A 12,722-nucleotide genomic window follows, 5' to 3' on the forward strand; every position below is an offset into this window, starting at 1 on the left:
GGCCCGGTCGTTTGCAGGTTTCCTGGCGCGGGTGAACCTGATTCTGCTGGTGCACAACCTCATCCGCAGCCGTCTTCTGCTCAGGATGGCGGGGGTGGAAGGGTAGACTGCAGGTAGCACACGAAGGAATCAGAAAACAAAACCTTTCTGCGGCGCTTATCGGGCCGTACCCATGCGGTTTACACCGGATTCTCCATTTTGAAGCCCGATGGATTTTTACACAGCGAGGTCGCGGAGGCTCGGGTCACTTTCCGGGCCTTGCAGGAGTGGGAACTCGAGTGGTATGCCGGGAGCGGCGAGGGGCTCGACAAAGCAGGAGGATATGGGGCGCAAGGTTTGGGAATGGTGCTTTTGGAACGCATCGAGGGCGATTTTTATACCGTAATGGGGCTGCCGGTAAGCCGGGTCTGGCAGCGACTGTATGAGCTGGGGTACTTCGGTGCAGTCTAGTTCCAACCTTGGTGCAACAGGGACACCCGAAACGCGGTATGGGGCCTGTCCGGTTGCTTGTTCGGAAGGCTCACAAGCAGACGTAGTTTTCTTCGTCTGCCTCCTTTTCCTCTAGCCGACAAAAGGTGACTAGCGCAATTTATTAGACCTGGGTACAATCTCTTCATGCTCAGTCTGCGCGAAAGGCAAAAGCTACGTCGCCGTGATCGTATCTTTCGCACTGCCATAAACCTATTCCGGGAGAAGGGCTTTCACCAAACCACCGCCACCGACATTGCCAAAGCTTCGCACGTCTCACGCGGTACTTTTTTCAACTACTACGCCTACAAAGAAGCTGTATTGCTGGACTTTGGTGCACAGCTTTTGGGCGAGCTGCGCGAACAGGCCCTGGCTGAGCTGGGCCAGGGGGAGCCTCCCCTCGAGGTCCTGCGCCGCTTGTGGAGCCGTCTGGCCGATGTGAGTGAGCAGGAGCGGGTACTGCTCTCCCCCCTGGCCTACGAACTCTTGAACCCAGACCCCGAGCGGGCCAAAGCCGCCTTTGAGGCCCTGCCGCTGGGCGACCTGATTGCCGATATTCTGCGCCCGCTCAAGTTGCGCGGCAAGTTGCGACAGGACATGTCGCTCGAGCGCATCTCCCGCTCGATCGCCGATGTGTATTTGCTCTCAGCGTTGCGCTGGGCGGCCTATACCCCCGGACGGCAACTCAAGGAAGAGATGACGAAGTTTCTCGACTTGATGCTGGAAGGGGCTGTAGCCCGAGAAACCAGCAAACGCGAAAAAGCCGCCCGATCTTGACGACAAATTCCCTCTGGGCTGCTTTGGGGCTGGTAGCTACATTTGTTTGTGGGCTCGAGCTGTTCGACAACAGGTACTGTATGTATAGCCTACTCATTCCCACACCGATTGGCCCACTTTTTGCCAAAGCCACACCCCAGGCCCTGCTATCGGTGGATTTACTTGTGCTGGGGGATGGTTTACCAGAGCGCCCCAACAAACTCCTGCGTGAAGTGAGCAAAAAAGTAGACCGCTATTTTGCGAAGCCGAACGAAACGTTTCTGGAAGTGCCACTGGACTATGCCGATCTCGAGGCCCGGCGAATAGCCCTTTACGAAGAGGTGCGGTGCATTCCCCTGGGCCAGACCCGCAGCTACGCCCAGATGGGGCGCCTGTGCGGCCTCACGCCCAGGGCGGTGGGGGCCGCCATGCGGGCCTGTCCGTTCTTCCTGGTGGTTCCGGCCCAGCGCGTGATTCATGCCGATGGGCGGCTGGGGGGGTTTGCCGGGCGGGAGGGCGTGAAGGAGTGGCTTTTGCGATGGGAGGGGGCTCGCTTGTCGCCCTGAGGGGCTTTGTGCTATTGTCCCTACATGAAAAAGCCGCTCATTCTTCTGCTGGTTGCACTGGGGCTGGCCCTGGCTCAGCCGCTGGGTAATGTGGCAATGGTCTTCAGTGAAGGGGCCAAAACTGACCCCACCTTCAACGGCGTGGCCTACGGCGCGGCCCTGCGCACGGTGCAGCAGTTGGGCGGCCGGATGTTCGACTTCGAGCCCGCCGACCCTTCCCAGATTCCCTCGGCCATACGGCGCTTTGCTAGCGAGGGTTTCAGTCTGATCATCGGCCTGGGTTTTGCCACCGAACCAGGGGTTGCGGCAGCGGCCCGGGAGTTTCGCGAACAGCGCTTCGCCCTGATTGACACCGCGACCGAAGCGCCCAACGTGGCCTCCTACGTTTTCCGCGAGAACGAGGGCACCTACCTGGTGGGCTACATCGCCGGCCGCCTCAGCCAGACCGGGGTGGTGGGTTTTGTGGGCGGGATGGACATCCCCCTGATTCACAAATTCGAGGTGGGCTACCGCGAGGGGGTTCGGCGGGCCTGCCCGACCTGCCGGGTGCTGGTGAACTATGTGGGCAACACCCCCGCGGCCTTCTCGGATCCGGCCAAGGCCAAAGAAATTGCCGCCGCGCAAAAATCCCAGGGGGCCGACATCATCTACGCCGCCGCCGGGGCCTCGGGGCTGGGGGTGTTCGACTACGTCAAACAGACCCGCTGCCTCAAGGCCAGCGAACTGCCCAGGGGCCTGCGCTTCCGCAGCAACCCCTTTGCCAGTGTGCCCAAGTACGAGGCTTACACCCGGGAGTGCGCCGGGGATACCCGACCGATGTTCTTCATCGGGGGCGACGGCAACCTGAACTTTTTGGGCGATACCGACAACAACCCTGCCACCCTCAACCACGCCCTCACCTGCATGCTCAAGCGGGTGGATGTGGCGGCCCAGCGCGCGGTGGAGTCGGTGGCCCGCAACACCTTCCAGGGCGGCCTGATCAGCCTGGGGCTCAGGGAAAACGGCCTGGGCTACGCGCTGGATACCTACAACCAGGCGCTCTTGCCCGAAAGCCTGCGCCGGGAAGTAAACGCCATCCGTCAGGCCATTGTGGCCGGGCGGATTGTGGTGCCAGACAAGCGCTAGGCCCCGTAGGGCACCCAGATGTTCTTGAACTGGGTGGCCTGCCTGAGTATTTCGTCTAAGTCGGGCAGGGGGCCGCTGGCGGGTAGCGTCCAGGTGCGCTTCATATTGCCGGCGCTGGCCTTTTCCACCAGGGCCCAGCCAGCCTGGGGGCCGGCATACCAGAGGGCGTCCACGTCGTCGTGCTCGGCCAGGGTCTGGGCCAGTTCGTCGCGCTCACCGGTGACAATATTGAAGATTCCGGCGGGGATATCGGAGGTCTCCAACACCTGGTAGAAATCGGTGGCTGTGAGGGGGGCCAGGGGAGAGGGCACCACCACCAGGGTGTTGCCCATGGCTAGGGCGGTTGCGGCCAGCCGGGCCAGGGCCAGAAGGGGCTGGTCGTCGGGGCAGAGGAGGCCCATTACCCCGATGGGCTCCGGGACCGCCAGGGTCACGTTGCGGATGGGGGTGTTATGTACCATGCCCTCGTACTTGTCGGCCCAGGCTGCGGCGGTGAAGAGGGCCTCGAGGGCCGCCTCAACCTCGGCCGTGCCATCCTGCCTGGTCTGCTGTGCGATGCGTCGGGCGAACTCCTCGGCCCGCTCGGAGAGGTTCTCGGCCAGGAAGTACAGGATCTGGGCCTTGTTGTGGCCGGTGGTTTTGCGCCACCCCTCGAAGGCCCCTCGAGCGGCCTCCACCGCGTTGCGGATATCCTTGCGGTTGCCCAGCCCCACCTCGCCGATGGGGTGCCCCTCGGGGTCGTAGACCACCTTGCTGTAGCCGCTGTCGGGGCGCACCTGCTTACCACCGATGAAGAGCTTGGCGGTGCGGTCAATGGGGGGCACATCAGCCACTGGCTGTGCGGCCCTGGTTTTCCCGGCCACCGCTTTTGCCTTTGGCGCTCTGGCGGTTTTCTTGAGGTACTCCCACAGCCCTTCCTTGCCCCCCTCGCGCCCAAAGCCGCTCTCGCGGTAGCCGCCGAAGCCGCTGGCGGCGTCGAAGAGGTTGGTGCTGTTGATCCAGATGGTGCCGGCCTTGATCTGGGTGGCCACATCCAGGGCCAGGTTGATGTCCTCGCTCCAGATGGAGGCGGCCAGGCCGTAGCGGGTGTTGTTGGCCAGCCGGACGGCCTCCTCGGGGGTGCGGAAGGTGAGGGCGGCCAGCACCGGCCCGAAAATCTCCTCCTGGGCGATGGTGGAAGAAGGGGCCACCTCCGTGAAGAGGGTGGGGGGGTAGAAGCAGCCTTCGGCGGGGACGGCCCAGCTCGGCTGCCAGAGCCTGGCTCCTTCCTCCACGCCTTTTTGCACCAGCCGCTGGATTTTTTGCAACTGCACCGGTGCCACAATGGCCCCGATGTCCACCGCCTTGTCCAGCGGGTCGCCCACCCGCAGTTTTTCCATGCGGGCGCGGAGCTTGGCGTACATCTTTTCGGCGATGCCCTCCTGTACCAGAAGCCTCGAGCCCGCGCAGCAGACCTGGCCCTGGTTGAACCAGATGGCGTCCACCACGCCCTCCACTGCGCTATCTAGGTCGGCATCCTCGAAGACTACAAAAGGCGACTTGCCGCCGAGCTCGAGGGAGAGCTTTTTGCCGCTGCCGGCGGTGGCTTTTCGAATGAGCCGCCCCACCTCGGTCGAGCCGGTGAAGGCGATCTTGTCCACCCCAGGGTGCTCCACCAGGGCGGCGCCGGTTGTGCCGTCGCCCGTGACGATGTTCACCACCCCCAGTGGCAGGCCGATCTGCTGGCATATTTCGGCGAACAACAGCGCGGTCAGGGGGGTAAACTCGGCGGGCTTGAGCACCACCGTATTGCCCATGGCCAGGGCGGGGGCAATCTTCCAGGCCAGCATCAGCAGGGGAAAGTTCCAGGGGATGATCTGCCCCACCACCCCCACCGGCCCATAGCCCGCCAGCTCGCTTTCCATAAGCTGGGCCCAGCCCGCGTGGTAGTAGAAGTGGCGGGCCACCAGGGGGATGTCAATATCGCGGGTCTCGCGGATGGGCTTGCCGTTGTCCAGGGTTTCCAGCACGGCAAACAGGCGGGCGTGCTTTTGAAGCTGGCGGGCCAGGGCGTACAGGTAGCGGGCCCGCACATGGCCCTTGGTCTGGCGCCAGCTTGCAAAGGCTTTGCGGGCGGCCTTGACCGCCTCGTCCACGTCGGTGGCGTTGGCCTGGGCTACCTCGGCCAGGGGTTGGTTGTTGGCTGGGTTAAGGGTGGTGAACCATTCCTGGCTGGCCGGGCTGCGCCACCGGCCTCCAATAAAGAGCTGAAAACGGCCCTTGTGGGTTTTGATCCAGTCCAGGGCGGGTTGGGCCGCCTCGGGGGCGGGGCCGTAGGGGAGGGTTTCCATAAGTTCGGTAAGGGTCATGGGGGACTCCTGGGCTTGCGTTTGCTTTCTACGAACGGGCTAGCCCAGCGGCTGGTACTGCATGGAGGCATAGCGCCCGTAGGCGAAGTGCTCGAGCTGCCGTTCGATGTCGTTCAACAGGGCGCTGGCCCCAATCCGGAAAAGATGCGGCTGCATCCATTCGTGGCCGAGTTCCTCTTTCATCAGAATCAGCCAGTCCAGGGCCTGCTTGGAGGTGCGGATACCCCCGGCGGGCTTGAAGCCCACCTTGTAGCCGGTCTGCTCGTAAAAAGCCCGGATGGCCCGCACCATCACCAGGCTGTTTTGCAGGGTGGCGTTGACGGCCTCTTTGCCGGTGGAGGTTTTGATGAAATCCGAGCCGGCCTGCATACACACCATACTGGCCTTGTAGACGTTTTTGAGGGTGCCCAGCTCGCCCACGGCCAGGATGCTTTTCATGTGGGCCGGGCCGCAGGCCTCGCGGAAGTCGCGCACCTCCTGGTAGAGGGCTTTCCAGTTGCCGGTCAGAACGTGGCGGCGCGAGATCACGATGTCAATCTCACGGGCCCCGGCGGCCACCGAGGCCTCGATCTCCTGTAGCTTGAGGCGGTGCGGGGTGAGGCCGGCCGGAAACCCCGTCGAGACCGCGGCCACTGGGATGCCGGAACCCTCCAGGGCCTCGACCGCGACGGGCACCATCTCGTGGTAGACACACACCGCGCCGGTGGTGAGCCGCAGATGGGGTATGCCCAGGTCGCGCAGCAGCTCCGGGCGCACCGGCTGACGGGCCTTGGCGCACAGCCGCTGCACCGCGCCGGGGGTGTCGTCGCCCGAGAGGGTGGTGAGGTCTATGGTCTGGATGGCGTGTAGCAGCCAGGCGGCCTGCCACTCCTTCTTGACCGTACGGCGGGTGGGCAGGGTGGCGGCCCGGCGCTCGATGGCGCTTTTGTTGACCAACGCGCCCTCGAGGGCGCCGGGGTCGAAGGGGGTGCCGGGGTTGCGCTCCGGCAGCGGATGGGTGTGGGGGAGGGTCGCGGTTGCCATAAGATGGCCTCGAGTACAGCCGATTATAGCGGTTTTCGCACTGACGGAACCTAAAAAGTTCCGGCAGCCGTTCCAGTGGGCTTGGGTTGGCGTACAATACCTGTAACGCAACCTTTCACGATGCGGTGTGCAGAGCAGGCCGACGGATTGGAGGACATTCGGCTCCCTGCGAACTGCCATGCTGGTAGTGCTCAGGTTGTCTCGGGTTCGACCAAAGCTCCGGGAGGTGAGAGATGGAAACCTTAGAAATCTCGAAATGTCCGGTTTGTGGCGAGTTGGTCGAGGTGGCCGATGCCAGGGCGGGCCTCGAGGTGGAGTGCCCTGAGTGTGGGGAGGTACTGCGGGTGGTCTCGGTGGCGCCGCTCAAGCTCTACTATGCCTTCGACCCCGACGAGGAACCACTGCCCGAAGAAGAGCACCGCCTGCCACCTGTCTGACCCGGGGCGCCTCATCGCGGTTCCCACATTTAGGCTGCGCGCCGTGCGGCGTGATTTACCCAGTACAACGTTTTTTGTTGTACTGGGTATTCGGGGCAACCGCTCTAAAGAGCCTATTAGGGAACAGTCCTCCAGCACGGAGGATTTTCTCCTTTCCGAGTGGGCAATCTGTCCCAACGGATGGGCGCATGATGGATGGAGGAGGCGGGATGCTCGAGCTGCTCAGAGAAAACCCATTGTTGTTGTTCTTGGTGGCTGCGATTGGCTATCTGCTGGGCCAAATTCGCATCGGCAACTTCAGCCTGGGGGTTTCGGCAGTGCTATTTGTGGGGCTGGCTTTTGGGGCGCTCTCGCCGGAACTTAAGCTGCCAGAGTTTGTCTATTTATTTGGCCTGGTGCTGTTTGTCTATACCATTGCACTGGCCAGTGGGCCGGGTTTTTTTGCTTCTTTTGGTAAGCGCGGACTGCGTTACAACCTGCTGGTGGTAGGGGTGGTAGGGGTGGCGGCGATCGTGGTTGCAATTGTCGGTTCGCTATTTGCTTTGAGTGGTGCCTTGCAAGCAGGGTTGTTTGCGGGATCGCTGACCAATACCCCGGCCTTGGCCGCAGCGCTGGAAGCCATGAAGGGGCGGGGTGCTTCAGAGGTGGTGCAGGGGCTGCCGGTAGCGGCCTATGCAGTGGCCTACCCGGTGGGGGTGATTGGGATGCTGTTGGCCTTGCACCTGGCTTGGCGGTTGTGGGGCAGTAAGGAAAAACTGGAGGAGAGTGAGGCCGGGGGACTGGTTTCCCAAACCGTGGAAGTGACCGAGGCCAAGGTGGTAGGTTGGACGGTTGAACAGCTGACCCGTGCACATCAATGGCGGGTGGTCTTTGGACGCTTGCAGCGTGCTGGTGAGCAGCAGGTGATTGCTTCCGATACCGAGCTGCAAATAGGTGATCGCTTGAACGTGATTGGCACCGCAGACGAACTGAAGCGGGTGGTCGAGACCCTGGGTAGCGCAGTGCCTGAGCGACTGGAAGAGGATCGCCACGCGCTGGACTTCCGCAGGGTTTTCGTGAGTAGCCGGGAAGTGGCAGGGCGTAGCTTGGCTGAACTCGAGCTGCCCCAACGCTTTGGCGTGGTGATTACCAGGGTACGCCGGGGCGAAGTGGAGTTTTTGCCAAATAAAGATACTACCCTCGAGCTCGGCGATCGGGTTCGGGTGGTAGGTCCCAAGAACCGTATTCGCGAGGTGAGCCAATACCTGGGCGATTCATACCGGGCACTGGCCGAGGTGGATGTGGTCAGTTTTAGCCTAGGAATTGCCCTAGGGCTTCTGCTGGGTAGCCTGCCCATTCCCCTGCCAGGGGGCCGAACCTTCGAACTGGGTTTTGCCGGCGGGCCGCTGGTGGTGGGTTTAGCGTTGGGTGCGCTGGGGCGTACCGGCCCCATCCTGTGGCAGATTCCCTTTAGCGCTAACCTGACCCTGCGCCAACTGGGGCTGATCCTGTTTTTGGCTGGAATTGGTACGCGCTCTGGCTATGCTTTTGTGCAGACCTTGGCACAAGGGGATGGTCTGCGATTGTTCTGGATGGGTGCCTTGATTACGATGGGGGCAGCCTTGCTCACGCTCTGGATTGGCTACCGCTTGCTCAAGATTCCCTTGGGCGTGTTGGGAGGCGTACTAGCAGGGCTCCAGACCCAGCCTGCCGTGCTGGCTTTTGCGTTGGAAAAAACCAACAACGACCAGCCCAACCTGGGCTATGCCACCGTATATCCCTTTGCGATGTTGCTGAAGATTTTGTTGGTGCAGCTGTTGTTGCTGAGCGGTTAGGGTGGTTTCAAGAGATAATACGCATTTCGGCAGTATCGTTCACTTTGGCAAGCCTAAACGATACTACCGAAATGCTTTTCTACTCCCTTCGGTCGGCTTGAATCCTTCACCTCTAACTGCGTCCAACGGTGAAGGATTCAAGCGGAAACGGTATAATACCGGCTTCACAGAGATACGCATCAAACGCTTCAATGAGGTACGGCTCTGTGAAGCCTAGTGAACACCCCTTGCTACGCTCGGCGAAAAGCGTATCCACGGGTGAACAAACCCGTCAGGGCTCTGTCCCAAAGGGGATCGTCCACTCGGTCGGGATGAACAGTCTCCTGAATATATACTGTTCACCCAAACTCGGTATGAGACCGGTTAACGCCAAGCAAATACACATTCCAAAGGGGGTTCGCCAAGAGATGGAGTCTATATACCAACTGCTCCAATACGCATGGGCAAGTTGTGCCTTACCAGATGGCCAAGGCCCTGGTAGGGCCACCCGAAGCGCCTTTGTGTTTAGGGCCACCCACAATGATCATGGCTCCACTTGGGCGCACCGTAGACAGGCTGGCCAGGTTCTCGAGGCCGTACTTGCCCGCACCCAGCAGGGTCACGTGGCTTTTGAAGTCCTTAGAAGCCCCAAAATCCAGCGAAAGCGTGTCTACCCCTACGCCCACAATGTTGCGCTCGCGTACCAAAAATTCCGCAGCAGCCGGGCTGAAGCCGGGATAGTGTTGGACGTTGGAACTGTCGAGGTTGACGTAGGCCTTGGCATCGCCTACCCGGCTATCCCAGCCCGAAAACATGGCCACAAAAGCCCCGCTTGGTAGCCGTCCATGGCTGCGTTCCCAGGCCAGGATGTCATCTACGGTGACCTCGGCGTCGGGGTTGCGGTCGGCCTTGGCTTTGATGTTGATCACGGCCAGGGGGGCAATCAGGCGGTTTACCGGGAGGGTCTCGGCAGTGGCTGCACCGTCCACAAAGTGGGCCGGGGCGTCCATATGGGTGCCGGTGTGCTCCCAGATTTCCAGGGTGTTGCCGTAATAGCCATCTTTCTTGACCGTTACCACCTCGGAAATTTTCATGGGGCTGGCCCCTGGGAACATGGGGAAGCTAGGCGAGACCACGTGGGTCAGGTCGGCCACGTTGCTGAAGGCTCTACCGGCGACCTGGCTCTGCGCCTGGGCGCTGGCTGCGGCAGCTACGGCCAGGCCGGCAGCTACACCAAAAAAATCGCGGCGACTGAGGCTTTTTTCGACTAGACCCATTACACATGGAGCACACATAGTGACCTCCCAAGGACTCGAGCTTGCCAAAGCCTGCGCTTAGGAAATACTCGAGTGGTTTGAGTTTATTCTTATCGCAAAAAGAATTTCAAGATATACCCATTAAGACCGATTACATCAGCACTATGTGCTTTTTTCCCGTAGAACATAGCCGACGCCGCGCAGGGTCTGGATCAGGCGGGGTTCACCTTCCGCCTCGAGTTTCTGCCGGAGTTGTTTGACGTATACCTCCACGATGTTGGCGTCGCCAAAAAAGTCGGTGCCCCAAACCTGATCGAGCAAGATCTGCTTGGAAAGCACCCGCTCGGGCTGGCGCATGAAGGTGTGTAGCAGACGAAACTCGAGCCCGGTTAGCTCGAGTTCGCGCTCCCCCCGAAAAACCTGGTGGCTCTCGGGATGGAGTCGCAAGTCGGCGTAGCGAAGCTCGGCGGAGCGGGCTTGGCTTTGCCTTAGACGGGCCTGGATGCGGGCCAGCAGTACCTCGAAGCGGAAAGGCTTGATTACATAATCTTCAGCTCCAAAGCCAAACGCCTTGATCTGGTCATCTGGGGTATCTCGAGCCGTAAGCATGAGCACGGGCAACTGTGCATCCACCGAGTGCAAACGGTGCAATACCTCGTGTCCATCAATACCTGGCAGCATCAAATCCAGAATTACCAGATCGGGTGGGGTGTCACGGGCTATATGCAAGCCTTCTTCGCCCGAAGCAGCCGTTGCTACGCTGAACCCTTCGTAAGAAAGCCCGCGGCGCAGCAGACTGGTAATGCCAGGATCGTCGTCAATGACCAAGATGCGCTTCATCTGCTAGTAGTTTAGTGGGGTTTGCGATGTGATGGATTGAATACAGCTCGAACGGCCAGCGACCAACAATCAACAACTGAGTATGCGCTAGTGGGGTCGTGTAAGGAATTATGTGTAGAGGTTTGTGTAAAAGGGGGGGTACCAGATGAGAAGGGAGGTACCCCATGGATCAGGATACCCTACAGGTGATTTTGCGCGAAGCGGTGAGGGAAACAGCAACCGAGGTCTTGTAGATTCTGCTGGATGCCGACCGGGAGGCCTTCTTGCGGGAACAGGGGGCGCAAGAACGGCTACTACCAGAGAAAGCTGGAAACCACCCTGGGCCCGGTGGAGCTGGCGGTTCCCCGTGACCGGGAGGGGCGGTACTTCCCCTCTACACAGACTGCTGCACATCAATCTTGACACTACCCTCAAAGCAACTCCCAGATATTAGGGGAGCCAAATCCATCCCGGGAATTTAGTTACCGGAGCACTTTGTAAACCTATGCTTCTTTTTTGGTTATGCTAGAAGCGTTTCTCCAGGGAGAATGTATGGTCATTGATCTGCGCGATCCGGCCTTTGTGAACAATCCCTATCCCTTTTACGCCCGTATGCGGAAGGAGTCACCAGCCTTTCTTTTGCCAAATGTGAACGAGGGGCGGGGGATGTGGATGTTTACCCGCTATAGCGATGTGGAACTCGTGCTCAAGGATTTGCGCTTCAAGAAGGATACCCGCGCCCTGCGCCCGGATGAGGGTGGCCTTCCTCAGATGTTGAACTCCGACCCGCCTGACCACACCCGCCTCCGGGGACTGGTCAGTCAGGCCTTTACCCCTGCCCGTGTGCGCGATCTCGAGCCCCACATTCAGGACATTGTCCAGCACCTCTTGGAAAGGGTCAAGGTACGGGGGGAACTGGAGTTAATGACCGACTTTGCCATGCCGCTTCCCGTCATCGTGATTGCCGAACTGATGGGGGTACCGATGGAAGACCGCGAGCAGTTCCGCGAGTGGTCTACCTGGTTTGCCCTGGGTAATGATGCCATCTCGGCCAGCCTCGAGACCCGCCACAAAGCCCAGCAGGGAATCTTGGCTCTCACCGAGTACTTCCAGCACTTGGTTGCCCAGCGCCGTGCCAACCCTCAGAACGACCTGATCAGCGGCCTCATTGCCTCCAAAGATGCCCAGGACAAGCTCAGCGAGGCCGAGTTGCTGGGTACGTGTGTATTGCTGCTCATCGCCGGGCACGAGACCACCGTGAACCTGATTGGCAATGGTTTGAATGCCTTGTTGTCAAACCCAGACCAGCTCGAGCGCCTGCGGCAACACCCTGAGTTACTGGAAACTGCTATCGAAGAGTTGCTGCGGTACGATGCCCCAGTGCAGCGCTCTACCTTCCGCTTTGCTGGTGAAGGGGTGGAGGTGGCGGGCCAATGGATTGAAACCGGCCAGCAGGTCAGTGCGGTAATCGGTTCGGCCAATCGCGACCCCGAAATTTTCTCCCAGCCCGACAGGCTTGACCTAGGCCGCAGCCCCAACCGCCACCAGTCTTTTGGTCGGGGCATTCACTTCTGTTTAGGTGCGCCGCTAGCTCGTCTGGAGGCTCAAATCGCCTTTCAAAGCCTTTTACATACCTTCCCCAGGCTGGCCTTTGCAGACCAGCCAATCTGGCGCACCGCCACCATGTTCCGGGGATTGGAGCATTTTCCCCTGGCTTTTGCCTGAAACCTAAAGGCTAGACTGCTTTGGCAGCCTCCCGAACTTCGCGCACAAACTGCTGGGTTTTATTGTCTAGGTCGTGCACAGCCCAGGGAATGGTCTTGGCGTCCGGCCATCTGTCGAAAAGGGTATCCAGCCATTGCAACAGCAGGTCGGGGGTCATGGGCCCCGAGGACTGGTAGTGCGTGTCGGCGTTGCTTAGCGTGACCTTGCCCAGGGCCTCGTAGTGGCTGGGGGAGGTGTGCTTGACGATGATGCGGAAGGTATCGCCCGATTCTTGCCCAACGCACTCGAGCACCTGTTCCTCGGCCAGACTGTTGATTTTATGTAGCGTAATCATGCCCTTATGGTACGGGGCGGCAGGGCTGGTTTCCAGTGCCATTTGTCCAAGGCTCAAAGTGAAAAAAAGGAG

11 protein-coding genes and 2 pseudogenes are annotated in these 12,722 nt (G+C 60.4%); 8 read left to right on the forward strand and 5 right to left on the reverse strand.

The genetic code is table 11. The features are described from left to right. Positions 1-132 precede the first annotated feature (132 nt). From WKI89_RS14895 to WKI89_RS14910, 4 genes and pseudogenes are all read left to right on the forward strand, one after another. Positions 133-450 (forward strand): annotated as a pseudogene (locus WKI89_RS14895) (Maf family protein); the annotation flags it as partial. Between the two features lie 165 nt (positions 451-615). Next, positions 616-1,245, forward strand: coding sequence for a TetR/AcrR family transcriptional regulator (locus tag WKI89_RS14900; RefSeq protein WP_337870938.1), 630 nt, complete (start codon positions 616-618; stop codon positions 1,243-1,245). Positions 1,246-1,325: 80 nt separating this feature from the next. Then, positions 1,326-1,790, forward strand: coding sequence for an MGMT family protein (locus WKI89_RS14905; protein ID WP_337870940.1), 465 nt, complete (start codon positions 1,326-1,328; stop codon positions 1,788-1,790). A gap of 24 nt (positions 1,791-1,814) precedes the next feature. Continuing rightward, positions 1,815-2,915, forward strand: a complete 1,101-nt coding sequence (locus tag WKI89_RS14910) for a BMP family ABC transporter substrate-binding protein (protein WP_337870941.1) — start codon at positions 1,815-1,817, stop codon at positions 2,913-2,915. On the opposite strand, the gene WKI89_RS14915 is transcribed toward WKI89_RS14910, so the two are convergent. Both WKI89_RS14915 and deoC read right to left on the reverse strand, forming a co-directional pair. Beyond that, the gene (locus WKI89_RS14915; protein WP_337870943.1) at positions 2,912-5,263 is read right to left on the reverse strand and encodes an aldehyde dehydrogenase family protein; all 2,352 of its coding nucleotides are present in this window, start codon (positions 5,261-5,263) and stop codon (positions 2,912-2,914) included. The two genes, WKI89_RS14910 and WKI89_RS14915, sit on opposite strands and share 4 nt — an antisense overlap. Before the next feature lie 39 nt (positions 5,264-5,302). Beyond that, positions 5,303-6,286 carry a deoxyribose-phosphate aldolase gene (deoC, locus tag WKI89_RS14920; protein WP_337870945.1) on the reverse strand — a complete coding sequence of 328 codons (984 nt, stop codon included), beginning with the start codon at positions 6,284-6,286 and terminating at the stop codon, positions 5,303-5,305. Positions 6,287-6,519: 233 nt separating this feature from the next. Between deoC and WKI89_RS14925 the strand changes: the two genes are divergently transcribed. Then, positions 6,520-6,723: a hypothetical protein gene (locus tag WKI89_RS14925; protein ID WP_337870947.1), complete on the forward strand. Its 204-nt coding sequence runs from the start codon at positions 6,520-6,522 to the stop codon at positions 6,721-6,723. Between the two features lie 188 nt (positions 6,724-6,911). After that, the gene (locus WKI89_RS14930) at positions 6,912-8,537 is read left to right on the forward strand and encodes an aspartate:alanine exchanger family transporter (RefSeq protein WP_337870949.1); all 1,626 of its coding nucleotides are present in this window, start codon (positions 6,912-6,914) and stop codon (positions 8,535-8,537) included. 455 nt (positions 8,538-8,992) lie between these two features. Here WKI89_RS14930 and WKI89_RS14935 read toward each other — a convergent pair whose 3' ends face one another. Both WKI89_RS14935 and WKI89_RS14940 read right to left on the reverse strand, forming a co-directional pair. Beyond that, a complete protein-coding gene (locus tag WKI89_RS14935; protein ID WP_337870951.1) occupies positions 8,993-9,793 on the reverse strand; it encodes a cyclase family protein in 801 nt (266 codons plus the stop codon). 141 nt (positions 9,794-9,934) lie between these two features. After that, on the reverse strand, positions 9,935-10,612 hold the full coding sequence (locus tag WKI89_RS14940) for a response regulator transcription factor (RefSeq protein WP_337870953.1): 678 nt from the start codon (positions 10,610-10,612) through the stop codon (positions 9,935-9,937). Between the two features lie 164 nt (positions 10,613-10,776). Here WKI89_RS14940 and WKI89_RS14945 point away from each other — a divergent pair. Continuing rightward, positions 10,777-10,987, forward strand: a pseudogene (locus WKI89_RS14945) (transposase); the annotation flags it as partial. A 156-nt stretch (positions 10,988-11,143) separates the two neighbouring features. Further along, positions 11,144-12,316, forward strand: a complete 1,173-nt coding sequence (locus WKI89_RS14950) for a cytochrome P450 (protein ID WP_337870954.1) — start codon at positions 11,144-11,146, stop codon at positions 12,314-12,316. A 10-nt stretch (positions 12,317-12,326) separates the two neighbouring features. Here WKI89_RS14950 and WKI89_RS14955 read toward each other — a convergent pair whose 3' ends face one another. Next, positions 12,327-12,650 carry a hypothetical protein gene (locus WKI89_RS14955; RefSeq protein ID WP_337870956.1) on the reverse strand — a complete coding sequence of 108 codons (324 nt, stop codon included), beginning with the start codon at positions 12,648-12,650 and terminating at the stop codon, positions 12,327-12,329. Between the last annotated feature and the right edge of the window lie 72 nt (positions 12,651-12,722).

Source organism: Meiothermus sp. (genome assembly GCF_037443965.1).
Classification (GTDB): Bacteria; Deinococcota; Deinococci; order Deinococcales; family Thermaceae; genus Meiothermus.

Bases quoted from the DNA above. Each gene is read 5' to 3' on its own strand.
- WKI89_RS14950 (WP_337870954.1), top strand. From the start codon at position 11,144: ATGGTCATTGATCTGCGCGATCCGGCCTTTGTGAACAATCCCTATCCC.
- WKI89_RS14940 (WP_337870953.1), bottom strand. From the start codon at position 10,612: ATGAAGCGCATCTTGGTCATTGACGACGATCCTGGCATTACCAGTCTG.
- WKI89_RS14955 (WP_337870956.1), bottom strand. From the start codon at position 12,650: ATGATTACGCTACATAAAATCAACAGTCTGGCCGAGGAACAGGTGCTC.
- WKI89_RS14930 (WP_337870949.1), top strand. From the start codon at position 6,912: ATGATGGATGGAGGAGGCGGGATGCTCGAGCTGCTCAGAGAAAACCCA.
- WKI89_RS14905 (WP_337870940.1), top strand. From the start codon at position 1,326: ATGTATAGCCTACTCATTCCCACACCGATTGGCCCACTTTTTGCCAAA.
- WKI89_RS14910 (WP_337870941.1), top strand. From the start codon at position 1,815: ATGAAAAAGCCGCTCATTCTTCTGCTGGTTGCACTGGGGCTGGCCCTG.
- WKI89_RS14925 (WP_337870947.1), top strand. From the start codon at position 6,520: ATGGAAACCTTAGAAATCTCGAAATGTCCGGTTTGTGGCGAGTTGGTC.
- deoC (WP_337870945.1), bottom strand. From the start codon at position 6,286: ATGGCAACCGCGACCCTCCCCCACACCCATCCGCTGCCGGAGCGCAAC.
- WKI89_RS14915 (WP_337870943.1), bottom strand. From the start codon at position 5,263: ATGACCCTTACCGAACTTATGGAAACCCTCCCCTACGGCCCCGCCCCC.
- WKI89_RS14935 (WP_337870951.1), bottom strand. From the start codon at position 9,793: ATGGGTCTAGTCGAAAAAAGCCTCAGTCGCCGCGATTTTTTTGGTGTA.
- WKI89_RS14900 (WP_337870938.1), top strand. From the start codon at position 616: ATGCTCAGTCTGCGCGAAAGGCAAAAGCTACGTCGCCGTGATCGTATC.